This window comes from Aestuariivirga sp., assembly GCF_020252395.1.
Lineage (GTDB): Bacteria > Pseudomonadota > Alphaproteobacteria > Rhizobiales > Aestuariivirgaceae > Aestuariivirga.
On record NZ_JADCDB010000004.1, the window covers coordinates 128,494 to 150,952 of the forward strand.

At 65.0% G+C, this 22,459-nt stretch carries 18 protein-coding genes; 9 read left to right on the forward strand and 9 right to left on the reverse strand.

Features of this window, described 5'->3' with window-relative positions:
• The first annotated feature begins 97 nt into the window (after window positions 1-97).
• Both gltB and IOC82_RS04020 read left to right on the forward strand, forming a co-directional pair.
• A complete protein-coding gene (gltB, locus tag IOC82_RS04015; protein ID WP_290544889.1) occupies window positions 98-4,771 on the forward strand; it encodes a glutamate synthase large subunit in 4,674 nt (1,557 codons plus the stop codon).
• A gap of 1 nt (window position 4,772) precedes the next feature.
• On the forward strand, window positions 4,773-6,191 hold the full coding sequence (locus IOC82_RS04020) for a glutamate synthase subunit beta (RefSeq protein WP_290544890.1): 1,419 nt from the start codon (window positions 4,773-4,775) through the stop codon (window positions 6,189-6,191).
• A gap of 62 nt (window positions 6,192-6,253) precedes the next feature.
• Here the strand turns inward: IOC82_RS04020 and IOC82_RS04025 are convergent, their stop codons facing one another.
• From IOC82_RS04025 to galE, 3 genes are all read right to left on the reverse strand, one after another.
• Entirely contained in the window at window positions 6,254-7,387 is a 1,134-nt protein-coding gene (locus tag IOC82_RS04025) for a GDSL-type esterase/lipase family protein (protein ID WP_290544891.1), read from the reverse strand.
• Entirely contained in the window at window positions 7,387-8,589 is a 1,203-nt protein-coding gene (locus IOC82_RS04030; RefSeq protein ID WP_290544892.1) for a lytic murein transglycosylase, read from the reverse strand. Before IOC82_RS04030 ends, IOC82_RS04025 begins: the two co-directional genes overlap by 1 nt.
• An 89-nt stretch (window positions 8,590-8,678) precedes the next feature.
• Window positions 8,679-9,677, reverse strand: a complete 999-nt coding sequence (galE, locus tag IOC82_RS04035) for a UDP-glucose 4-epimerase GalE (protein ID WP_290544893.1) — start codon at window positions 9,675-9,677, stop codon at window positions 8,679-8,681.
• Window positions 9,678-9,778: 101 nt separating this feature from the next.
• Here galE and IOC82_RS04040 point away from each other — a divergent pair, with 101 nt between their 5' ends.
• Both IOC82_RS04040 and IOC82_RS04045 read left to right on the forward strand, forming a co-directional pair.
• Window positions 9,779-10,672, forward strand: a complete 894-nt coding sequence (locus tag IOC82_RS04040; protein WP_290544894.1) for a UTP--glucose-1-phosphate uridylyltransferase — start codon at window positions 9,779-9,781, stop codon at window positions 10,670-10,672.
• 99 nt (window positions 10,673-10,771) lie between these two features.
• Complete coding sequence (locus IOC82_RS04045) at window positions 10,772-11,773, forward strand: KpsF/GutQ family sugar-phosphate isomerase (RefSeq protein WP_290544895.1); 1,002 nt, start codon at window positions 10,772-10,774, stop codon at window positions 11,771-11,773.
• 47 nt (window positions 11,774-11,820) lie between these two features.
• Here IOC82_RS04045 and IOC82_RS04050 read toward each other — a convergent pair whose 3' ends face one another.
• From IOC82_RS04050 to hemH, 3 genes are all read right to left on the reverse strand, one after another.
• Entirely contained in the window at window positions 11,821-12,270 is a 450-nt protein-coding gene (locus IOC82_RS04050; protein ID WP_290544896.1) for an NfeD family protein, read from the reverse strand.
• Between the two features lie 11 nt (window positions 12,271-12,281).
• A complete protein-coding gene (locus IOC82_RS04055; protein WP_290544897.1) occupies window positions 12,282-13,262 on the reverse strand; it encodes an SPFH domain-containing protein in 981 nt (326 codons plus the stop codon).
• 72 nt (window positions 13,263-13,334) lie between these two features.
• Window positions 13,335-14,357 carry a ferrochelatase gene (gene hemH, locus IOC82_RS04060; RefSeq protein WP_290544898.1) on the reverse strand — a complete coding sequence of 341 codons (1,023 nt, stop codon included), beginning with the start codon at window positions 14,355-14,357 and terminating at the stop codon, window positions 13,335-13,337.
• A 132-nt stretch (window positions 14,358-14,489) separates the two neighbouring features.
• Here hemH and IOC82_RS04065 point away from each other — a divergent pair, with 132 nt between their 5' ends.
• The gene (locus tag IOC82_RS04065; RefSeq protein WP_290544899.1) at window positions 14,490-15,449 is read left to right on the forward strand and encodes a HAMP domain-containing sensor histidine kinase; all 960 of its coding nucleotides are present in this window, start codon (window positions 14,490-14,492) and stop codon (window positions 15,447-15,449) included.
• A gap of 19 nt (window positions 15,450-15,468) precedes the next feature.
• Window positions 15,469-16,386 (forward strand): arginase family protein, encoded by a 918-nt coding sequence (locus IOC82_RS04070; protein ID WP_290544900.1) that lies wholly within the window; start codon window positions 15,469-15,471, stop codon window positions 16,384-16,386.
• Between the two features lie 9 nt (window positions 16,387-16,395).
• Here the strand turns inward: IOC82_RS04070 and IOC82_RS04075 are convergent, their stop codons facing one another.
• Window positions 16,396-17,004, reverse strand: coding sequence for an SH3 domain-containing protein (locus tag IOC82_RS04075; RefSeq protein WP_290544901.1), 609 nt, complete (start codon window positions 17,002-17,004; stop codon window positions 16,396-16,398).
• 201 nt (window positions 17,005-17,205) lie between these two features.
• Here IOC82_RS04075 and IOC82_RS04080 point away from each other — a divergent pair, with 201 nt between their 5' ends.
• Window positions 17,206-18,195 carry a D-glycerate dehydrogenase gene (locus IOC82_RS04080; protein WP_290544902.1) on the forward strand — a complete coding sequence of 330 codons (990 nt, stop codon included), beginning with the start codon at window positions 17,206-17,208 and terminating at the stop codon, window positions 18,193-18,195.
• A gap of 46 nt (window positions 18,196-18,241) precedes the next feature.
• Here the strand turns inward: IOC82_RS04080 and IOC82_RS04085 are convergent, their stop codons facing one another.
• Window positions 18,242-19,018 carry a gamma-glutamyl-gamma-aminobutyrate hydrolase family protein gene (locus IOC82_RS04085; RefSeq protein WP_290544903.1) on the reverse strand — a complete coding sequence of 259 codons (777 nt, stop codon included), beginning with the start codon at window positions 19,016-19,018 and terminating at the stop codon, window positions 18,242-18,244.
• A 67-nt stretch (window positions 19,019-19,085) separates the two neighbouring features.
• On the opposite strand from IOC82_RS04085, the gene IOC82_RS04090 reads away from it, so the two are divergent.
• Both IOC82_RS04090 and IOC82_RS04095 read left to right on the forward strand, forming a co-directional pair.
• A complete protein-coding gene (locus IOC82_RS04090) occupies window positions 19,086-19,856 on the forward strand; it encodes an SDR family oxidoreductase (RefSeq protein ID WP_290544904.1) in 771 nt (256 codons plus the stop codon).
• 10 nt (window positions 19,857-19,866) lie between these two features.
• Entirely contained in the window at window positions 19,867-21,069 is a 1,203-nt protein-coding gene (locus tag IOC82_RS04095) for an acyl-CoA dehydrogenase family protein (RefSeq protein WP_290544905.1), read from the forward strand.
• An 88-nt stretch (window positions 21,070-21,157) separates the two neighbouring features.
• Here the strand turns inward: IOC82_RS04095 and chrA are convergent, their stop codons facing one another.
• Window positions 21,158-22,441: a chromate efflux transporter gene (gene chrA / locus IOC82_RS04100; protein WP_290544906.1), complete on the reverse strand. Its 1,284-nt coding sequence runs from the start codon at window positions 22,439-22,441 to the stop codon at window positions 21,158-21,160.
• Window positions 22,442-22,459: the final 18 nt, after the last annotated feature.

The following is a 22,459-nucleotide window of genomic DNA, read 5'->3' on the forward strand; positions in this document are numbered from 1 at the left end:
CAAGATCGACACCCCTGCGTATCAGACGATTGAGACCTTCCGGGTTCATGACGGCCCGGGGGGCAAGAATGGGATGAGGACGAGCAAGGAGTTGGCCATGACCATTCAATACCGGCCAGAAGGACTTCCCGAGGCGCATGGGCTCTACGACCCGCGTAACGAGCATGATGCCTGCGGCATCGGCCTCATCGCCAATATCCACAATGTGAAAAGCCACCGCATGGTGGCCGATGGCCTGTCCATCCTCAAGAACCTCGAGCATCGCGGCGCTGTGGGCGCCGACCCCAAGGCCGGCGACGGCGCCGGGTTGATGCTGCAGATCCCGCATGCCTTCTTCGCGGAAGAGGCCGCGCGCATCGGCTTCGAACTGCCGGCCGCCGGGCATTATGGCGTGGGCCAGCTCTTCATGCCGCGCGAGCCCGTCTACCGCCAGGACATCGAGCGCATCTGGTGGGAAACCACGCGCGAGGAAGGCCTGAAGGTTGTGGGCTGGCGCGACGTGCCGGTCGATTCCTCCGTGCTCGGATATTCGGTGAAGGGCACCGAGCCCTTCCACCGCCAGGTCTTCATCGGGCGCGGCCCCACCATCCGCGACGAGGCGCATTTCGAGAGGAAGCTCTTCGTCTGCCGCAAGGTGGTGTCGAACCGCGTCCTCGAAGTGCTGGGGCAGAAGGCCAGGACCTACTACCCGGTCTCCGTCTCCGCCCGCACCATCGTCTATAAGGGCCTCGTGCTCGGCAAGGACCTGGGCGCCTATTACCGCGACCTGGAGGATCCACGCCTCGAATCGGCCTTCGCCATGGTGCACCAGCGCTTTTCGACCAACACCTTCCCCAGCTGGCCGCTGGCGCACCCATACCGCTTCGTCTGCCACAACGGCGAAATCAACACGGTGCGCGGCAACTATAACTGGATGGCCGCGCGCCAGGCCAACATGCGCTCCGACATCCTGGGCGAGGACCTCTCCAAGCTCTGGCCGATTTCCTATGAGGGCCAGTCGGACACGGCCTGCTTCGACAATGCGCTCGAATTCCTGACCATGGGCGGCTACTCCCTGCCGCATGCCATGATGATGCTGATCCCCGAGGCGTGGGCGGGCAACCCGCTGATGGACGAGGACCGCCGCGCCTTCTACGAATACCACGCAGCCCTCATGGAGCCATGGGACGGGCCGGCCGCCATGGTGTTCACCGACGGCAAGATGATCGGCGCCACGCTGGACCGCAACGGCTTGCGCCCCTCGCGCTACATGACCAGCGATGACGGGCGCATCCTGCTCGCCTCCGAAATGGGCTGCCTGCAATTCAACGAAGAGAACATCACCCACAAGTGGCGGCTGCAGCCCGGCAAGATGCTGTTGATCGACCTCGAACAGGGCCGCATGATCTCGGACGAGGAGCTGAAAAAGCAGCTCTCCACCGCGCATCCCTACAAGGAATGGCTGAGGAAGACGCAGATCGTGCTGCGCGACCTGCCCTCCTCCAAGACCAAGCGCGCGAAGTCCACCGTGGCGCTCCTCGACCGCCAGCAGGCCTTTGGCTATACGCAGGAAGACCTGAAGGTGCTGATGGCGCCGATGGCCCAGACCGGCCAGGAGGCCGTGGGCTCCATGGGCAATGACGCGCCGATCTCGGCCCTGTCCGACCGGCCCAAGCTGCTCGACACCTACTTCAAGCAAAACTTCGCCCAGGTGACGAACCCGCCCATCGACCCGATCCGCGAAGAGCTGGTGATGTCGCTCGTCTCCTTCATCGGGCCGCGCCCCAACCTGCTCGACCTCAAGGGCACATCGGCGCATATGCGGCTTGAAGTATCGCAACCGATCCTGACGAACGAGGAGCTGGAGCGCATCCGCACCATTGGCGCGGTGGCCAACAATCCGTTCCGCACGGCAACCATCGACATCACGTACGATGTGGCGAATGGCCATGAATACATGGAGGCCGCACTCGACTCCGTCTGTGCGCTGGCCGAGCGCGGGGTGAAGGACGGATACAACATCATCATCCTGTCCGACCGCGCGGTCTCCGCAGAGCGGGTGCCCATTCCGGCGCTGCTGGCGACGTCGGCCACGCACCACCATTTGATCCGCAAGGGCTTGCGCACCTCGGTGGGGCTCGTGGTCGAAACCGGCGAGGCGCGCGAGGTGCACCAGTTCTGCGCGCTCGCGGGCTATGGCGCGGAAGCCATCAACCCCTATCTCGCCTTCGAGACGCTGGAGGACATGCTCCCCACGCTCGAGGAGAAGATCACGGCCTATGAGGCGGTGAAGCGCTACATCAAGGCGGTCGACAAGGGCATCCTGAAGGTGATGTCCAAGATGGGCATCTCGACCTACCAATCCTATTGCGGCGCGCAGATCTTCGACGCGGTGGGCCTCTCGTCCGATTTCGTGAAAAAGTATTTCACGGGCACCTCCTCGCAGATCGAGGGCGTGGGCCTGCTGGAGATCGCCGAGGAGGCATTCCGCCGCCACGAGGATGCCTTCGGCGAGAACCCGGTGTTCCGCGCCGCGCTCGACGTGGGCGGCGATTATGCCCAGCGCATCCGGGGCGAGGCGCATGTGTGGAATGCCGAGACCATTTCCAACCTGCAGCACGCCGTGCGCGGCAATTCACAAGACAAATACATCGCTTTCGCCAGAGCGGTGAACGAGCAGTCCGAGCGGCTGAAGACCATGCGCGGGCTGTTCCGCATCAAGACGGCGGAGGAGATGGGCCGCAACCCCATCGATATCTCCGAAGTCGAGCCCGCGGCCAACATCGTCAGGCGCTTCTCGACCGGGGCCATGTCCTTCGGCTCGATCAGCCGCGAGGCGCATACGACGCTGGCGATCGCCATGAACCGCATCGGCGGCAAGTCGAACACGGGCGAAGGCGGCGAAGAATCAGACCGGTTCAAGCCGCTGGCCAATGGCGATTCGATGCGCTCGGCGATCAAGCAGGTGGCGAGCGGACGCTTCGGCGTGACGGCCGAATATCTCGTCAACTCAGACATGATGCAGATCAAGATGGCGCAGGGCGCCAAGCCCGGCGAAGGCGGGCAGCTGCCCGGCCACAAGGTGGATGCCACCATCGCCAAGGTGCGCCATTCGACGCCGGGCGTCGGCCTCATCTCGCCGCCGCCGCATCATGACATCTATTCGATCGAGGACCTGGCCCAGCTGATCTTCGACTTGAAGAACGTGAACCCGGCGGGCCAGGTCTCCGTCAAGCTCGTCTCCGAGGTCGGTGTCGGCACGGTCGCGGCGGGCGTCTCCAAGGCGCATGCGGATCATGTGACGATCTCGGGCTATGAAGGCGGCACGGGCGCATCACCGCTCACCTCCATCAAGCATGCGGGCCTGCCCTGGGAGATCGGCCTGGCCGAGACGCAGCAGACGCTGGTGGCCAATGACCTGCGCGGCCGCATCGCGGTGCAGGCCGATGGCGGCATCCGCACCGGGCGCGACGTGGTGATCGCGGCCTTGCTCGGAGCCGACGAGATCGGCTTTGCCACGGCCCCGCTGATCGCGGCCGGCTGCATCATGATGCGCAAGTGTCACCTCAACACCTGCCCCGTGGGTGTCGCCACGCAGGACCCGGAGCTGCGCAAGCGCTTCAAGGGCCAGCCGGAGCATGTGATCAACTACTTCTTCTTCGTCGCCGAGGAACTGCGCGAGCTGATGGCGGCGATGGGGGTCAAGAGCTTCGACGAGCTCGTCGGCGAGACCTCGTGGCTCGACCAGACCAAGGCCATCGCGCATTGGAAGGCGCGCGGCCTCGACTTTTCGAAGATCTTCGCGCGGCCCGACGTCAATGGCCCCATCGCCACCAGGAAGGTGAGCGCACAGGACCATGGCATCGACAAGATTCTCGACCGGAAGCTCATCGCCGAAGCTGCACCCGCGCTGGAGCGCGGCGAGAAGGTGGTGATCAAGGCGAAGATCCACAATTACGACCGCACGGCGGGCGCCATGCTGTCAGGCGAAGTCGCCAGGCTCCATGGCCATGCCGGGCTGCCGGAAGACACCATCACGGTGAAGCTCGACGGCATCGCCGGGCAAAGCTTCGGCGCGTGGGGCGCGAAGGGCGTGACGCTGGAACTGACCGGCGAAGCCAACGACTATGTCGGCAAGGGCCTGTCCGGCGGCAAGCTGATCGTGCGGCCCAAGGAGAAGATCGGCTTCGTGCCGGAGAAGTCCATCATCGTCGGCAATACCGTGCTCTATGGTGCGATCACCGGGGAATGTTATTTCCGCGGTGTTGCGGGCGAGCGCTTCGCGGTGCGGAACTCCGGTGCCATCGCGGTGGTCGAGGGTGTGGGCGACCACGGCTGCGAATACATGACGGGCGGCGTTGTCCTCGTCATCGGCGAGACGGGCCGCAACTTCGCGGCGGGCATGTCGGGCGGTGTCGCCTATGTGCTCGACCAGGCGGGCGACTTCGCCAAGCGCTGCAACCTCGCCATGGTCGACTTGCAGCCGGTTCCGGCGGAGGAGAGGGCCACCGAGAAGCTGCTGCATGCCACGGGTGACCTGCACAACCACGGCCTCGTCGACGTGACCTCGCACATGGACCGCATGGATGCCGAGCGCGTGCGCGAGCTGCTGACGCGGCATATGAAGTACACGGGCTCGACCAGGGCCCGGGACATTCTCGACAACTGGGGCCACTACCTGCCGAAATTCGTGAAGGTGATGCCGGTCGAATATGCCCGGGCGCTGAAGGAACTCGAGCAGGCGCAGAAGGACAGCGACGGCACGACGATCGGCGTGAAGAGGAGCGCATAAGATGGGAAAGATTACGGGTTTCCTCGAGATCGAGCGGCAGGACCGGAAGTATACGCCGGCCGCCGACCGGGTGCGCCACTATAACGAGTTCGTCATTCCGCTGTCGGCGGAAGCGGTGAAGAACCAGGCGGCGCGATGTATGAATTGCGGCATTCCGTTCTGTCACAATGGCTGCCCGGTGAACAACCAGATCCCGGACTGGAACGACCTCGTTTATCTCGGCGACTGGGAAGAAGCGTCGCGCAATCTTCACTCGACCAATAATTTCCCCGAATTCACCGGCCGCGTATGCCCCGCCCCCTGCGAGGCCTCCTGCACGCTGAACCTCGAGGACACGCCGGTCACCATCAAGACCATCGAATGCGCCATTGTCGACAAGGCGTGGGAGCATGGCTGGATCAAGCCTGAGTCTTACCGCGAGAAGACGGGCAAGAAGGTGGCGATCATCGGCTCGGGCCCTGCAGGCCTTGCCGCCGCGCAGCAGCTGGCGCGCGTCGGCCACAGCGTGCATGTGTTCGAGAAGAACGCCAAGGCCGGCGGTCTTCTTCGCTACGGCATTCCCGACTTCAAGATGGAAAAGCACCTCATCGACCGCCGCATCGCACAGATGGAGGCGGAAGGCGTGACTTTCCATTATGGCGTTCACATCGGCGTCACCCAGGATGCGCAGCAGCTGGTCGACAGCTTCGATGCGGTGATCCTGGCGGGTGGCTCCGAGACGCCGCGTGACCTTCCCGTGCCGGGGCGCGAGCTCGGCGGCATTCATTTCGCCATGGAATTCCTGCCGCAGCAGAACCGCCGCGTGGGCAAGGAGCCGCAGATCGACAACCGCCCGATCACGGCGGAGGGAAAGCACGTCGTGGTCATCGGCGGCGGCGACACGGGCTCGGACTGCATCGGCACCTCGGTGCGCCAGGGCGCCCTCTCGGTCGAGCAGCTGGAAGTGATGCCGAAGCCGCCGGAGAAGGAGAACAAGCTGCTCACCTGGCCGAACTGGCCCTTGAAGCTGCGCACGTCCTCCTCTCACATGGAAGGGGCGGACCGCGAATTCTCGGTGCTCACCAAGTCCTTCTCGGGCGAGAACGGCCAGGTGAAGACGCTCAACTGCGTGCGCGTCGATGGCGGCATGAAGGAGATCCCCGGCTCCGAATTCGAACTCAAGGCAGACCTCGTGCTCCTCGCCATGGGCTTCGTGCACCCCGTGCATGAGGGGCTGCTGAAGTCGCTCGAGGTGAAGCTCGACGGCCGCGGCAATGTCGATGCCAATGTGATGAATTACAAGACCTCGGCGCGCAAGGTGTTCTCGGCCGGCGACATGCGGCGCGGCCAGTCGCTCGTCGTCTGGGCCATCCGCGAAGGCCGCCAGGCCGCGCATGCGGTGGATCAATTCCTGATGGGATCGACAACGCTGCCGCGATAATTCCGCTTCTTCCGCGCATGCGGACGCAAAGCTGTGTCCCGGCCTGCGCCGGGACGCCGGCATCAGGGCGGCGGCGCGGTGAAATCATCCGCGCGGCCGGCCGGCGCGGCCTCGGGACTGCCCAGCTTGAAGAGCTTCTCCGCTCCGCTTCCCGTTGGCGCGATGTCGCGCAGCGTTTTCAGGGCCGCATCCGGCCCAAGCCCGGCTGCCGCCAGCAGGATGGCATTGGCGGTGACGCCCTCGGGCCGCACCATATAGGGCGCGCTGTCCATCACCGACTGGCCGAACAGCGGCACGGCATTGGACTTCGCCTCCAGATCGGTCTTGGCGGCCTCGGGCGCGTCGAACAGCGAGGTCTTGCCGCCCTGCGGAGTCTGATCGGCCCGTTCGGCGGCGTCGAGGGCAGCGAGCACTTTCCCGGCCATCAGGTTGTCGCCGGCCTTGAAGAAGGAGATGCCGTCACCCCCGCGCAGCTTGACGATGCTGGCGGCGCCGTCAGCAGCCGATTCCATATAGGGGCCGCCGGAGCTGGCGAGTTCCTTGCGCAGATCGAGGAAAATCATGCCGCGCTTTTCGACTTCGGCTTTCTGCGCGCCGGCGACCGTCTGCATCGCGGCATCGTAGTCCGGATCGCGCATCGGCGGCGGCGCCACCCAGATGACGCGCGCGTTGGACGCCGCCAGCTGGTCCAGCAGCAGGTTCACCTGTTTTGCATAGGCCGCTGTCCATTCCGGCGTGCCGAAATCATAACGGTTGCCGCCATCGCGGATCGTCTGCCGGTCATTGGCGCCGAGCATCACCACGATCGCGTCATAGGCATTGCCGTCGAGAATTTTCGGCAGGGTGGCGGCCCAGTCATAGACCTCCGGCCGCGCGAGACCCGATTCCTCGTTGACGCGGATCGAGACATCGTAATTGCCGCCGGGCTCGCTGACGCGGGCGAGGCCGGCGCCAAGGGCCCCGCTCAACGCATCGCCGATCGACAGCACCTCGACGATGCGATGGTCATCGGTGGGCGGCGGCTGGCCGGCGGCATCGGGCTGGTCCGTCCGGTCAGCCGGCGGAGGCAGGGCCGCCGCGGGCGCATCGGCCGGCTGCGAGCCGGTGGACCCCATGACCGGACCATCCGCCGTCTGCGCCGCGGCGGGCAGACCCCACAGCAGCAGCGCAGCAAGCCGGATGGCGATGCGTTTCATCAGCCGCGCTTCCCGATCGACTGCAGGAGCTTCAGCGACGGCACGCCATCGAGCGGCAGGCCGTTCTTTTTCTGGTAAGCGATGATCGCCTCATAAGTGCGGGCGCCGAAGCGGCCGTCATTGCCGCCCGTCTCGAAGCCCAGCGCGTTGAGGCGGTTCTGCAGCTCCACGCGCTGCTTGTAGGTGAGATCGTAACTGACCTCCGGCCAGGCCGCCACGAACTCGCCCTTTCCGCGGATGCGGTCCGCGAGGTGGCCCACCGCCAGCGCATAGGAATGCGAGAGATTATAGTCCATGATGGCGAGGAAGTTCTTCGTCACCAGGAAGCGCGGGCCGGAGACCCCCTGCGGCACCATGACGAAGGCCTGCGCATCGGGCGAACCGAGTTTCGCCCCATCGGCGCGCTTGACGCCGAGCTTCTGCCACTCCGCCACCGTCTTCCAGTGGCCGCGGCCGATGAGCGCCATATTGAAGCCCTTGGGCAGCGTCACCTCCCAGCCCCAGGGCCGGCCGCTTTTCCAGCCCGCCTCGGCGAGATAGTTGCCAGTGGAGGCCAGCGCGTCCTGATAGCTGTTCCAGATGTCCTTCTTGCCATCGCCCGTCCAGTCCACGGCATAGGAAATGTAGGAAGACGGGATGAATTGCGTGTGGCCCATGGCGGCGGCCCAGGAGCCATCGAAGTCATTGGGCTTCACGATGCCGGACTTCAGGATCCTGAAGGCGGCGGCCATCTGCTCATAGGCGTATTTCTTGCGGCTGCCGGAATAGGCCAGCGTGGCCAGAGAGCGCATGACGCTCATCGAGCCCTTGAGCTTGCCGAAGTTCGACTCCATGCCCCAGATGCCAAGGATAATGTAGCGGTCGACGCCGTATCTGGCCTCAATGGCGTCAAGCAGCTTCTTCTCGCTTTCCGCCTTCTGCTTGCCCGTGTCGATGCGGATCGGCGTCACCGCCTTTGCGAGATAGGCCGAGGTGGTTGAGGTGAATTCGGGCTGGTTGTCGGCGAGCTTCAGCACCACCGGGTCCGGCTCGGTGATGCCGGCAAAGGCGGCGTCGAAAAGCTGCTTCGACACGCCCGCCTTTTTCATGCGCGGCCAGAGGGTGTTCTGGATGAAGGCCAGGAATTCCGGGTCATCGGCCGCCGCCGGCCGCGCCAGCAAGGGTGCGAGCAGCAGAAGAGAGGCAAAGGTCCTTCGGTCCATGGAGTCCCCGTGATTCGGGCGCAGCCGCCCGGACGCTCTTCACTCTACAGGTAAGCGTTCCAGCCGCCAAATGCGGCCTCAATCGGGCATCAGGCCTGGCCGGTGGTGTTACGCCGGGCGAGCTTTCTCTCCCAGTTGAGCGCTGTCTCCACGATGAAATCGAGGTTTTCATGCTTGGGTTGCCAGCCCAGCACCTCGCGCACGCGCCTGGCACCCGCCACGATGGCCGGCGGATCGCCTGGACGGCGTGGGCCGTACTTGACGGCAAGCGGCGCGCCATTGACGCGCTCCACCGCACTGATGACATCGAGCACCGAATAGCCCTTGCCATAGCCGCAATTGAAGATGCCGCTGGCGCCGCCCTTGCGCAGATGCGCCAGCGCATCGACATGGGCAGCAATCAGGTCACTCACGTGGATGTAGTCACGCAAGCAGGTTCCATCCGGCGTGTCATAATCGGCCCCGAAGACCTCGAGCTCGCCACGCTGGCCGAGTGCGGTCTGGCAAGCGACCTTGATCAGGTGCGTGGCGCGTGGCGTGGACTGGCCGATGCGGCCCCCTGGGTCGCCGCCCGCCACGTTGAAATAGCGCAACGCCACATATTGCAGGCCATGGGCGATGCTCGCGTCCTTCAGCATCTGCTCGGTCATGAGCTTGGAGAAGCCATAGGGCGAGACGGGGGCCGGTGCACGGTCCTCGAAGACGGGTTCAGCGGGCACATCGCCATAGACGGCGGCGGTGGAGGAGAAGATGAAGCGCGGAATGCCCGCCTTCACCGCCGAGGCCATGAGCATGCGGGACTTGACCGTGTTGTTGAGGTAATAGCCGAGCGGGTCCTTCACCGAGTCCGGCACCACGATCGAACCCGCGAAATGAACCACGGCATCGAACTTGTGCCGTGACATCACGCGGTCGAGCAGCGCCTCGTCGCCGATGTCGCCCTCGATGAGCTTCGCCTGCGGCTGGATCGCCCACCACATGCCGGTCGAAAGATTGTCGATGACGACAACCTCCTCGCCGCGCTCCACCAGTGCCAGAACCATGTGGCTGCCGATGTAGCCGGCGCCGCCCGTGACGAGAATGGCCATTGAAAACTCCTGCGGGGTGAGTGTAGCGAAGTTCCGGAACTGTCCAAACCTGAACTTCTTTGGGGCGCAAGGTGGGAGTTCCGGTCAACGAGAGGTTACTCATGGTCCGTCCGATCAAGACTGCCGTCTTTCCCGTCGCCGGGCTCGGCACGCGTTTCCTGCCCGCCACCAAGGCGATGCCGAAGGAGATGCTGACCGTGGTGGACAGGCCGGTAATCCAGCTGGCGGTTGACGAGGCGCGCGAGGCGGGGATCGAGCATTTCGTGTTCGTGACGGGCCGCGGCAAGGCGGTGATCGAGGACCATTTCGACAAGGCCTTCGAACTCGACGCGACACTGGCCGCGCGCGGCAAGAAAGCGGAACTCGGCGCGCTGGCGAAGGACCTGCCCAAGGCCGGGCAGGCGAGCTTCACCCGCCAGCAGGAGCCCTTGGGGCTGGGCCACGCCGTGTTGTGCGCGCGCCAGCTCGTCAAGGACGAGCCCTTCGCGCTGCTTCTGCCCGACATGGTGATGCACGCGAGCCCCGGCTGCCTGAAGCAGATGATCGGCGTCTACCAGGCCCACGGCGGCGGCAACGTAGTGGCCGTAGAGGAGGTTCCGTGGGAGCAGGTGAGCCGCTATGGCGTGGTGGGGGCGAAGGACTGGACAGACAATTCCTTCACCATCACTTCCATGGTGGAAAAGCCGAAGACGCGGGAGCTGGCGCCGTCGAACCTGATCATCTCCGGCCGCTACATCCTGCAGCCCGAGATTTTCGGCGAGATCGAGAAACAGGAACCTGGCGCCGGCGGCGAAATCCAGATCACGGACGCGATGATCCGGCTCATGCAGCGCGAGCGCTTCTTTGGCCTCAAATATCGCGGCACGACCTATGACTGCGGCGACAAGGTGGGCTTCCTCGCCGCCAATGCCGCCTTCGCGCTGGACCGCCCGGACATAGGGCCGGGCTTCCGCGAGGCGCTGAGGAAGATATTGGCGGAGAAGGGCGGGTTGTAACTCTTCATTGCCGTCACCCGGCTTTCGCCGGAATGACGGTTTTAGGTGGGCGGCAGCAAGCTTTTGCACCCTCCGCCCAAAAGGTCTAGAAGCCCGGCCATGTCGAACCGGCACCTTAATCCCGTCCCGCCCGGGGCCCAGTGGCGCGAGTCCGCCAAACGGGCGCTCGTCACCGAAACCGAAGGCATGCGGCAGCTGATCGCGGCGCTCGATGGGCCCTTGGGCGATGCGCTGGCGCAGTCGGCCGAAGTCATCCGCAAGGCCAAGGGCCGCGTTGTGATGACCGGCATGGGCAAGTCGGGCCACATCGCGCGCAAGATCGCGGCGACACTCGCTTCGACCGGCACGCCAGCGAGCTTCGTCCACCCGGCGGAAGCAAGCCACGGCGACCTCGGCATGATCACGCCGGACGACGTGGTGGTGATGATCTCCAATTCGGGCGAGTCGCCGGAACTCCGCGACATCCTCACCTATGCCAGGCGCTTCGCGGTGCCGCTGATCGCCATCACCTCGGCGCCGGAGTCCACGCTCGGCAAGGAGGCCGACATCGTTCTGCCGCTGCCGCGCGCCAGGGAGGCCTGCCCCAATGGGCTCGCGCCCACGACATCGACGCTGCTGCAGATGGCGCTGGGCGATGCGCTGGCCATTGCATTGCTGGAGGACAAAGGCTTCAGCGCACATGATTTCCGCAAGTTCCACCCCGGCGGCAAGCTGGGCGCGCAGTTGAAGCATGTGCGCGACATCATGCATGCGCGGGAAGAACTGCCGCTTGGCCCCGAGAGCATGACCATGCCGGACGTGCTGATCGTAATGACGAGGCGCAGCTATGGCTGTTTCGGCGTGGTCGGCGCCGATGGCGCGCTGGTGGGTATCGTGACCGACGGCGACCTGCGCCGCAACATGGCGCCGGACCTCCTGAACCGCACGGCCGGCGCCGTGATGACCAAGGCGCCGAAGACCATCGGCCCCGATGCTCTTGCGTCAGAGGCGCTGGAGCAGCTGAACTCGCTGAAGATCACCAGCCTTTTCGTGATCGATGCGGAAAAGAGGCCGGTGGGCCTGGTGCATATCCACGACCTGCTGCGGATCGGGCTGGTTTAGTTTTTCCCCTTTAACCGTCACCCGGGCGAAAGCCGGGATGACGGAACTCAGGGATGAACCGCCACCACCAGCGTCATGTCATTGACCGCCGTGACCTTCACGCGGGCGCCCGCTTCCATGTCCGGTCCCTCGATCTGCCAGACCGTGTCCTCGATCGTCAGTTTGCCGCGGCCATTCACGATAGGCTGGCCGAGGGTGAAGCTGCGGCCCACATAGCCGTACTGCCGGCGGTTGAGGTGAGGATTGTCTTCCGGTTCCATCGCCGGGCCCTTGTAGAAACGGCGGCCAGCGATGACGGCGATGACCGAAAGAAAGGCGAAGACCACGAGCTCGCCCTGCCAGGCAAGGTCAAGAACATTGTCGATGACGCCGGTGAGGACGGCGGCAATTCCCAGCCAGATGAAAAACACGCCGGGCGACATAAGTTCCAGCATCAGGAAAATGCCCGCCGCCACGAACCACACCCAATTGCCGAGCATGGGGAATAGCTGTTCCATCGCGGCGGCCCCTACTTCCCTGGCCCAGTGACCGGAACGCTGCCGCGGCTGCGCGGAGGCTGCGAGGGCGCTCCGCCACCGAAGGCTTCCCTTGCGATTTCGGAAATGCCGGCAATCGAACCGATGACCGAGGCCGCCTCGACCGGCAGCATGAGCACCTTCTGATTGGGCGAGATGGCGATATGCTCCAGAGCCTTGATATAGTTGTTGGCCACGAAATAGTTGATGGCCTGCACGTCGCCCTCGGCGATGGCCTGCGACACCATCTGGGTGGCCTTGGCCTCGGCTTCCGCCGAGCGCTCGCGCGCCTCGGCATCGCGGAAGGCGGCCTCCCTCCGGCCTTCGGCCTCGAGCACCACCGACTGCTTCTCGCCTTCGGCTTTCAGGATAGCGGCCTGGCGCAGGCCCTCCGCCTCAAGGATGGCGGCGCGCTTGTCACGCTCGGCCTTCATCTGGCGGGCCATCGAGTCGATCAGGTCGCGCGGCGGGTTGATGTCCTTGATCTCGATGCGGTTCATCTTGATACCCCAAGGCTGGGTCGCCTGGTCGACGACATTGAGCAGGCGGTGGTTGATCTCGTCGCGCTGCGACAGCAGATTGTCGAGATCGAGTGAACCCATCACCGTGCGGATATTGGTCATCACCAGATTGATGATGGCGTTCTCGAGATTGCGCACCTCGTAGGCCGCGCGCGCCGCGTCGACGCATTGGTAAAAGGACACGCCATCGACCTTCACCATGGCGTTGTCCTTGGTGATAACCTCCTGTGAGGGAATGTCCAGCACCTGTTCCATCATGTTCTGCTTGGCGCCGACGCGGTCGATGAAGGGCACGATGATGCCGAGCCCCGGCTGCAGCGTGCCGATGTATTTTCCGAAGCGCTCGACGGTGTAGTTATAGCCCTGCGGCACGATGCGGATGGCGCGCAGAAGGTAGAAGATCACCACCGCAAGAAAAACCAGAACGAAAATGCTCAGGCCTTGATACATCATGCCGTCCGCCCCCTGATGCCGCCCATCGCCGGCAGGCCGGATATGGCGATATCGCCGCGGGAGTTCAAGGGTCTAGGCCCAGCCCTTGAGCTCGTTGCGGACGATCGCGTCAAGCATGGCGATGGAGGGTTCGCTGTCGTTGAGGCAGGGCGCCACCGAAAACTTTTCGCCGCCCGCCTCCTCGAAGGTTTCCTTGAGCCCGATGGCCACCTCTTCCAGCGTTTCCACGCAGTCGCTGGCGAAGCCCGGGCAGATCATCACAAGCTTCCTGACGCCCCTGGAGGGAAGCTCCTCCACCGTCTGCTGGGCATAGGGCTGCAGCCATTCGGCTTTGCCGAAGCGAGACTGGAACACGACCTGCAGCTTCTCGCGCGGAAGCCTGAGACGCTCGCCCAGAAGGCGCGCCGTCTTCATGCAATGGCAGTGATAGGGGTCGCCCGCCATGAAGTAATCCTTCGGCAGGCCGTGGAAGGAGGCGAGGATCACGTCCGGCTCCCAGTCCAGCGTCTTGAGGTGCGCCTCGAGCGAGAGGGCCAGCGCCTCGATATGGGCCGGGTTGTCGAAATAGGGCGGCACGGTGCGGATGGCGGGCTGCCAGCGCATGGTCTTCAGCGCGTCATAGGCCTTGTCGAGGGCGGTCGCGGTGGTCGAGGCCGAATATTGCGGATAGAGCGGGAACAGAAGGATGCGGTCGCAGCCCTGCTCCTTCAGCGCTTCGATGCGCTCCTTCGTCGGCGGCAGGCCATAGCGCATGCCCCAGTCAACGATGACATTGGGAAGATCCGCCAGGCGCGCCGCCAGTTTTTCGGCCTGCGAGCGGGTGATGGTCTTGAGCGGCGATTCGTTCCTCTCCCGGTTCCAGATCTGCTCATAGGCATGTCCGGATTTCTTGGGGCGGGTCGACAGGATGATGCCGTTCAGCAGCACCCACCACAGCACGGGGTTTACCTCGATCACGCGGCGGTCGGAGAGGAATTCCTTGAGGTAGCGGCGCATCGGCCAATAGGAGGTTCCCTCCGGCGTGCCGAGGTTGATCAGCAACACGCCGAGCTTGCCCACCTTGAACGGGGGGTGCCCCTGGGGAAGTACGTTCATGGAAATCTCGAAACCGTCCTTTCAGGCCGAAGGCTGCCGGCCGGGGCAGTGACTACCCTGCCGTTAACGGCTTGAAAATGCCAAAAGATCATATTGGGGCCGAATTTGCTTTCTGGCAGGGATATCACATCCATGCGCTTTCCAACCGGGATCAATCCGGGAAAACTGCCTGCTCTTGCAGCACTTGCGGCTGCCGGCGGCTTCACCCTGTTGCTGGCGGGCACGGTCGCCGTTTATGCCACGGTGGACGCGCTGGGTGTTTTGCTGGTTGCAGCTTTCATGGCGGCCGCACTGGGGCTCGCGGCATCGGGCTGGTACATGCATTGGCGCGCGCTCGCCTCCCCAGCGGCAGCGCACCCCAAGGTCGAGCGGCGCTCGACTTTGCGCAACGCCGGGCAGGGTTCGCCCACCCACCGGCTGCTGGAGGCGGTGGCGGTGGAGGTCAAGACCTGCGCCACCACGCTCGCCGGCTTTGCCGAACTGCTGCCGGCCGACACCGCGGACGAAGCGCGCCGCCACCTGCAGGACGGCAGCCGCAACCTGCTCGGCTTCGCCACCCAGCTGCATGACTACATCCGCTTCGAGCGCGGCCGGCTGCGGCTGAAGGAACAGCAGGTCGATGCCGGGGAACTGGTGGAGGCCGCCCTCGCTTCCTGCCGGATGCCGGCCGAGGAGGCAGGCACCACCATTGCTGCAGTCATTCCGGCCGGGATCGAAGTCTCCTGCGATGCCGACCGCATCCGCCAAGCGCTCGTCAGCCTTGTCTTGTGGGCAGTGCGCATCTCAACACCCGGTGGCATCGTCGACGTGAAGCTGCTGCGCCAGCCCGACCGGGGACTTGCCATCGACATCGTGAGCAGCACCGGGGCTAGTAGCGGCGGGGCGCAGCCCCACGACCGGCCGTTCGAGCCGCAACTGGCGCTCACCGGCCTCAAGGGCTTTGCCCTTCCCATTGCCAGGCGCGTGGCGCTTCTCCATGCTGGCGAGGTGACGGTGGCGTCGAGCCCAGGCGAGGGCGCCCGCGCCCGCCTCACGCTGCCGGCGGCGCGCGTGGCCTGGCCGGACCAGCACCGCACCGCCCGCGCCGCCTAAGGACCGAGCTTCGCCGAGCATGACTGCGCTGACCGCCGTTCCGCCCTTCATGGGCGCTATCCGCGCCGCGAGCCCCGAGGGCTTCGATACCGCCGTCTTCGGTGCACCGCACGGCACGCCCTACTCCGAGATCGACAATTCCGTCCACGCCGCCGCGCCGGACGCCTTCCGCACGGCGCTGGCGGCGGATGCCGAATGGCTGGACCACTGGGATTTCGACTTGGGGCGCCCGCTGTTGCGCCACGGCCAGAAAATCTGCGACCTCGGCAACCTGAAAACCCGCCCGAAGGACGGCGCGCACAACCGCGCCCTGATCGAACAGACGACCCGGCGGATTCTTCAGGCCGGCTCCGTGCCCATCATGTTCGGCGGAGATGATTCGGCGTCCATTCCCTTCCTCGCCGCCTATTCGGAGCAGCCTGCAATCGTCATCCTGCAGATCGACGCCCACATCGACTGGCGCCAGGAGCGGAGCGGCGAAGCCATGGGCTTTTCCTCCACCATGCGGCGGGCCTCCGAGCATGACCATGTCTGGCGCATCGTGCAGGCCGGGGCGCGCGGCATCGGCAGCGCCCGCGAACGGGAGGTGAGCGATGCGCTTGCCTGGGGGGCGCATATCGTCACGGCGCGCGAGGTGCACCACAACGGTGTTGCCGAGGTGCTGCGGCACATCCCGGAGGACTGCAACTGCGTCATCTCATTCGACTGCGACGCACTCGATGCGGCGGAAATGCCGGCTGTCGCCTACCCCACGCCCGGCGGGCTCAGCTATACCCAGGTGACCGACCTCATCGCGGGCGTGGCCGCCAAGGCCCGCATCGCAGGTTTCTGCATGGTGGAGTTCGTGCCGCTGCGCGACCGCTCGAAAATCGCCGCCTTCACCGCAGCCCGTATTGCAGCCAATGTGGTGGGGCGGATCGGACCACTCGGAGCGTGATCGGCCGGCTCAGTCCACCTTCTCGCCGGGGTAGATGCCCCAAAGCTGAGTCTGCTCCACGAAGCCGCTATAGCCGCCGGCGCTGAGCTCGCACCAGTCGCCGTCGCAGTTTTCCACTTCGGCCACGACGCCAGAGCCGACTTCGGCCACCACACTTGCCCCGTTCTTCGGGCTCTGCAGCAGCGCCACGTTCTGGCCCTGCTTCCACGGCGCGATCTCGGCCGTGCGTTTGCCGGCCAGCATGTTCTGCAGGATCCAGCCTTCCTCGCCGTCGGAATCGCGCACGCGGCGCCAGTTCTCGAATTCGGCGACGATTTCCACCGGCAGGCCCTTACGCTGGAACACCCAGGCAACCGGATGATCGCTGGAAGGGCCGCGGCGGACATTCACCTTCTCGGCCTTCAGCGACACGAAACGCGGGATAGGAAGCCCGGAGGCGCCCACCGGCCTAGCCACTTCCTCGCCGATCGAGCCCGTCACCGCGCCACGTTCGGCGCTGGCTTGCGACTCAAGGCGTTTACCGAACAGCGACCAGCCCACCGCCCCGGCCACGCCAATGCAGGCCAGACTCAGGATGATCGAGCCATATTGCCGCTTCTTGGCCGGACCTTCCGCCATGACAATCGATAATCCTCTCAACCGCCCGGGCGCTGGGCGCCGGCCATCGCGCCCGATACAACACAAAGACAGTTTACACCACCGGCTGCCCCGTGCAAACGAGAAGGCACGGGACCCGTGACCCCGCACGGACCGCTGACAGGATTGAACCTGAAGGATTAAAATTGTCTTAGAGATTGGGACTGGAGCCAGGATTACCGCATGAGCAAGCGCAAGCCCCTCGTCGTCGTCACCCGCAAGCTGCCCGACGCCGTCGAGACCCGCATGATGGAGCTGTTCAACACCAGGCTCAACACCACCGATGAGCCGATGAGCCGCGCCGCGCTGATCGAGGCGGTGAAGGCGGCCGAGGTGCTGGTGCCTACGGTGACCGACCGCATCGACAAGGCGGCGCTGATGCAGGCCGGCGACCAGCTGAAACTCATCGCCAATTTCGGCAATGGCGTCGACAACATCGACGTCGAGACGGCATTGTCGCGCGGCATCACCGTCACCAACACGCCGGGCGTGCTGACCGAGGATACGGCCGATTTCACCATGGCGCTGATCATGGCCGTCTCGCGCCGCATCATCGAGGGCGCCAAGGTGATCGGGGCCGACAACAGCTGGGCCGGCTGGTCGCCGACGTGGATGCTGGGCCACCGCATCTGGGGCAAGCGGCTCGGCATCATCGGCATGGGCCGCATCGGCGCGGCGGTCGCGCGCCGCGCCAAGGCCTTCGGCCTGCAGATTCACTATCACAACCGCAAGCCCGTCCACCCCCGGGTGGAGGAAGAGCTCGAGGCCACCTATTGGGAAAGCCTCGACCAGATGCTGGCGCGCATGGACATCGTCTCCGTCAACTGCCCGCACACGCCCGCCACCTATCACCTCCTGTCGGCGCGCCGCCTCAAACTGATGAAGCCCGAGGCCATCATCGTCAACACCGCGCGCGGCGAGGTGATCGACGAGAATGCGCTCGCGCGCATGCTGGAGGCGGGCGAACTGGGCGGCGCCGGGCTCGACGTCTTCGAGCATGAGCCCGCGGTCAACCCACGCCTGCTCAAGGCCAAGAAAGCGGTGTTGCTGCCGCACATGGGCTCCGCCACCATCGAGGGCCGCATCGACATGGGCGAGAAGGTGATCATCAACATCAAGACCTGGGTGGATGGGCACAATCCGCCGGACCGCGTGCTGCCGTCGATGCTGTGAGGTTTCTCGTGCTCTCCCGCCGAAGGAGCGGGAAAAGACTTCAGGCTTACGCCACTGTCCTGAGCGACTTCCCCCGCGCCGCCGCATAGGTCCGCACGGCATTGCCAAACGCCGTGAACAGCTTCACCGAATCCGGGTTGTTCAGCGCCTTGAATTCCGGGTGCCATTGCGTGCCGATGGCGAAGCTCTTCGCATCGCGCACCGAGACGGCCTCGATGATGCCGTCTGGCGCAGTGGCTTCGACGGCAAGCCCCTTGGCCAGCCGTTTGATGCCCTGGCGGTGGATCGAGTTCACCATGGTCTCGCGCTTGCCGAGGATCTGCTCGAGCAGGCCGCCGGAGCGGATGTTGATGGCGTGTGCGGGCGCATAGCGCACGTCGACGTCCTCATGCTTTGGCGCGCGGTGATCGAGCCGGCCCTCGATCTCCTGCAATTCGGTTTCGAGCGTGCCGCCCAGCACCACGTTCAGCTCCTGGAAGCCGCGGCAGATGCAGAACAGCGGCAGGCCCTTCTTCAGCACCTTCTCGATTAGCTTCAGCGTGGTGGCGTCGCGGGCATGGTCATAGGGCTCATGCGAAGGTGACGGCTGTTCGCCATAATGCGGCGGGTGCACGTTGGAGACAGCCCCAGTCATCACGATGCCGTCGAAATGCTCAAGCAGGTCATCGATCTGAAGCGCGTCGATCATGGAGGGGATCATCACGGGCGAACACAGCGCCACCTCGGCCACGGCGCGCACATATTTGTCGCCGATCGAATGATACTGAAAGCCGTGGCTTTCATAGGTATCGGCCGGCAGGCCGACGAGGGGAAGGTAGGACATTTCCGAACCTTGTGGGAAGGCTGATTTGCCGTCTAGATAGCAAGACCGAGGGGGAAAAGTCCAACCGATGAGCCAAATCACGCCCGCGCAACAGCTTTTCGACCTTACCGGGCAGGTGGCCCTGGTCACCGGCGCCTCCTCCGGCCTGGGGCGCCGCTTCGCCGAAGTGCTAGCCGCCCACGGCGCGAAGGTGGTGGCAGCGGGCCGCCGCACCAACAGGCTGAAGGACCTTGCTGCCTCTTCCCCCAACATCGCAGCCCTGGCGCTGGACGTCACTGACACCGCCTCCATCGGCCCGGCACTGGACGAGGCCGCGCGCGCCTTCGGGCCGCTGACGCTGCTCGTCAACAACGCCGGCATCGCCAGCGGCGGGCGCATCGTCGATACGCCCGATGCCGAGTGGAACCGCGTGATGGACACCAACGTCAATGCGGTGTGGCGCCTGTCGCGCGCCTTCGCGCAGCGCCTCATCGGCGCCAAGCGGCCGGGCGCCATCATCAACATCGCATCGCTCGTCGCGGGCCGCGTCGGCATGTCCTCGGCGAGTTATGCCATCAGCAAGGCGGCGGTGCTGCACATGACCAAGGCGCAGGCCATGGAATGGGCGCGCTTCGGCATCCGCGTCAACGCCATCTCACCGGGCTTCATCTCGAGCGAGATGACGGACGATTATCTGGCAAGCCCCGCGGGCCAGGAGATGATCAAGCGCGTGCCGCAGCGCCGCTCCGGCCACCCTTCGGACCTCGACGCCACGCTGCTGCTGCTCGCCTCACCGAAGGCGTCCGGCTTCATGACGGGTGCGGAGATCAACATCGACGGCGGCCACGCGCTGGCCTGAGGAAACAGTCATGGATTTCGCACTTTCACCCGACATTGACGCGCTGCGCCTGAAGGTCCGCGCCTTCGTGGCCGGGCACGTGATGCCCCTTGAGTCCGACCGCGCCAATTACAATAAGCATGAGAACATTCGCCTCGATGTCCTGAAGCCGCTGCGCGAGAAGGCCAGGGCCGCAGGCCTGTGGGCGCCGCAGATGCCCAAGGACCGCGGCGGGCTTGGCCTTCCGATGGTGGGCTGGGCCGCCTTCTACGAGGAGGCCAACCGCTCGATCTTCGGCCCGCTCGCCTTCAACTGCTCGGCCCCGGACGATGGCAACATGACCGTGCTCAACAAGGTGCTGAAGACGGATGCGCAAAAGGACCAGTGGCTGCAGCCCATCATCGATGGCAATATCCGCTCGTCCTTCGTGATGACGGAGCCGCACCCGGGCTCCGGCTCCGACCCCGGCGGCATGATGCTGACGCGGGCCGAGAAGCGCGGCGGAAAATATGTTGTATACGGACGAAAATGGTTCATCTCGGGCGCTGACGGCGCCACGCACTTTATTCTCGTCGCGCGCACGTCCGAGGACCCGCGCAATGGCCTCTCGGCCTTCCTCTATCACAAGGACCAGCCGGGCTGGCGCATTGTCCGCCGCGTGCCGACCATGGGGCCGGAGGAACTGGGCGGCACTTGCGAGCTCGACTTTGACGGTCTCGAGATTCCGGAGGAGAACCGGCTGATGGAGGAGGGCGATGGGTTGCGCCTCACCCAGATCCGCTTGGGGCCAGCGCGCCTCACCCATTGCATGCGCTGGACGGGGCTGGCCAAGCGCTGCCTTGAGATTGCGCAAGCCTATGTGAAGGAGCGAAGGGCCTTCGGTTCGGCGCTTGCCGGGCGCGAGAGTGTGCAGATCATGCTGGGGGAAGTGGCGGCCGAGATCGAGAAGGGCCGCCTCCTCACCATGCATGCCGCCTGGAAGCTCGACCAGGGCGAAAAGGCGCAGAAGGAAATCTCCATGGCCAAGATCCACGTGGCCGACACTTTGAACCGCGCGGCGGACGCCGGCGTGCAGCTCTGCGGCGCGCGCGGCTATTCGAAGGACACGGTGCTGGAATGGATCTACCGCTACGCCCGCTGCGCCAAGCTGGTGGACGGCGCGTCCGAAGTGCACAAGATGGTGCTGGCCAGAAGCCTCGCCAAGGAAGGCAATGATTTCTGGAGCTGGGGGTGAGGTTTGGCATCACCCATGTCCTCGTCACCCCTTGGGTTCACAGAACAAGCGCGACACTGCCAGGGTGAGTTGCGATAAGATCATGCGCTTAGAACGCCAGCCGCCACACCGCACCGATCACCGCGCATACCATCAGTGTACGGATGATTCCGAAGTGGAAGCGCAGCAGCACCACTGCCGCCAGAACGCTCAGGCCCAGCGCGAACCAGTCCAGATTGCCCCATGCCGGAACCCATGGCCTGAACCAGCCCTCGCGCCGCGTTACCTCGCCGAACAGCACATGCAGCCCGAACCAGAGTGAGAGATTGAGGATCACCCCCACCACCGCCGCCGTGATGGCCGCAAGCGCGCCTGAGAGCCTTGGCCGCTTGCCGATCGCCTCGATGTAGGGCGCTCCCACGAAGATCCACAGGAAGCAGGGAGCAAATGTCATCCACAGCGTTACCGCGGCGGCGGCAAGCCCGCCCCACACCGACCCCATTTCCCGGAGGCCCGCGAAATAGCCCACGAACTGCGTGACCAGGATCAGCGGCCCCGGCGTCGTCTCGGCAAGCGCCAGCCCGTCGATCATCTCGGCGGCCGAAAGCCAGCCCTCTCTCTCGACCGCGGCCTGCGCCATATAGGCCAGCACCGCATAGGCCCCGCCGAAGGTGACGACGGCCAGCTTGGAGAAGAACACACCCACTTCGGTGAGCACGTGATGGGGGCCCAGCAGCAGCGCCAGAGCTGCAAGCGGCGCCAGCCAGATCGCCCCCCAGACGGTCACCGTGCGGCTCAGCGCATGCCAGGACGGCAATTCGCCGGTATGCTCCCCCGCCACGCCGCGGCCCCGCCAGAAGCCATAGGCCGCGGCCGCGGCGATAATGAGGGGGAAGGGAAGCCCGAAGGCGAAGAGGGCCAGGAAGGCGAGGCCTGCGATGACCCAGTCGGCCGTTGTCTTCAGCGCGCGGCGGGCAACGCGCAGCAGCGCTTCCAGCACGATCGCCAGCACGGCGGCCTTCACGCCGTAAAACAGCGCCTCGACCAGCGGCAGCTTGCCGAAGCCCGCATAGAGCATGCTGAGCCCCAGAACGATGAGCGCCCCCGGCAGCACAAAAAGCAGCCCCGCCGCGAGCCCGCCCCTGACGCCATGCAGCTTCCAGCCTGCATAGGTTGCGAGCTGCATCGCCTCCGGGCCAGGCAGCAGCATGCAGAAATTGAGGGCGGAGAGATAGTCCTTTTCGCTGAGCCAGCCCCGCTGCTCAACGATTTCGCGGTGCATCAGCGCAATCTGGCCTGCGGGTCCGCCGAAGGAGAGAAGCCCGATCCGCGCCCACACCCTCAGCGCTTCGGCGAAGCTGACCCCCGCGGGGGAAGCGTTTGGATTATCCATCTGTTTCAGTATAGTTGA

What these genes read in the sequence shown, in the direction of transcription:
- gltB (WP_290544889.1), top strand. Translation starts at nt 98, where the DNA reads ATGACCATTCAATACCGGCCAGAAGGACTTCCCGAGGCGCATGGGCTC.
- IOC82_RS04020 (WP_290544890.1), top strand. Translation starts at nt 4,773, where the DNA reads ATGGGAAAGATTACGGGTTTCCTCGAGATCGAGCGGCAGGACCGGAAG.
- IOC82_RS04025 (WP_290544891.1), bottom strand. Translation starts at nt 7,387, where the DNA reads ATGAAACGCATCGCCATCCGGCTTGCTGCGCTGCTGCTGTGGGGTCTG.
- IOC82_RS04030 (WP_290544892.1), bottom strand. Translation starts at nt 8,589, where the DNA reads ATGGACCGAAGGACCTTTGCCTCTCTTCTGCTGCTCGCACCCTTGCTG.
- galE (WP_290544893.1), bottom strand. Translation starts at nt 9,677, where the DNA reads ATGGCCATTCTCGTCACGGGCGGCGCCGGCTACATCGGCAGCCACATG.
- IOC82_RS04040 (WP_290544894.1), top strand. Translation starts at nt 9,779, where the DNA reads ATGGTCCGTCCGATCAAGACTGCCGTCTTTCCCGTCGCCGGGCTCGGC.
- IOC82_RS04045 (WP_290544895.1), top strand. Translation starts at nt 10,772, where the DNA reads ATGTCGAACCGGCACCTTAATCCCGTCCCGCCCGGGGCCCAGTGGCGC.
- IOC82_RS04050 (WP_290544896.1), bottom strand. Translation starts at nt 12,270, where the DNA reads ATGGAACAGCTATTCCCCATGCTCGGCAATTGGGTGTGGTTCGTGGCG.
- IOC82_RS04055 (WP_290544897.1), bottom strand. Translation starts at nt 13,262, where the DNA reads ATGATGTATCAAGGCCTGAGCATTTTCGTTCTGGTTTTTCTTGCGGTG.
- hemH (WP_290544898.1), bottom strand. Translation starts at nt 14,357, where the DNA reads ATGAACGTACTTCCCCAGGGGCACCCCCCGTTCAAGGTGGGCAAGCTC.
- IOC82_RS04065 (WP_290544899.1), top strand. Translation starts at nt 14,490, where the DNA reads ATGCGCTTTCCAACCGGGATCAATCCGGGAAAACTGCCTGCTCTTGCA.
- IOC82_RS04070 (WP_290544900.1), top strand. Translation starts at nt 15,469, where the DNA reads ATGACTGCGCTGACCGCCGTTCCGCCCTTCATGGGCGCTATCCGCGCC.
- IOC82_RS04075 (WP_290544901.1), bottom strand. Translation starts at nt 17,004, where the DNA reads ATGGCGGAAGGTCCGGCCAAGAAGCGGCAATATGGCTCGATCATCCTG.
- IOC82_RS04080 (WP_290544902.1), top strand. Translation starts at nt 17,206, where the DNA reads ATGAGCAAGCGCAAGCCCCTCGTCGTCGTCACCCGCAAGCTGCCCGAC.
- IOC82_RS04085 (WP_290544903.1), bottom strand. Translation starts at nt 19,018, where the DNA reads ATGTCCTACCTTCCCCTCGTCGGCCTGCCGGCCGATACCTATGAAAGC.
- IOC82_RS04090 (WP_290544904.1), top strand. Translation starts at nt 19,086, where the DNA reads ATGAGCCAAATCACGCCCGCGCAACAGCTTTTCGACCTTACCGGGCAG.
- IOC82_RS04095 (WP_290544905.1), top strand. Translation starts at nt 19,867, where the DNA reads ATGGATTTCGCACTTTCACCCGACATTGACGCGCTGCGCCTGAAGGTC.
- chrA (WP_290544906.1), bottom strand. Translation starts at nt 22,441, where the DNA reads ATGGATAATCCAAACGCTTCCCCCGCGGGGGTCAGCTTCGCCGAAGCG.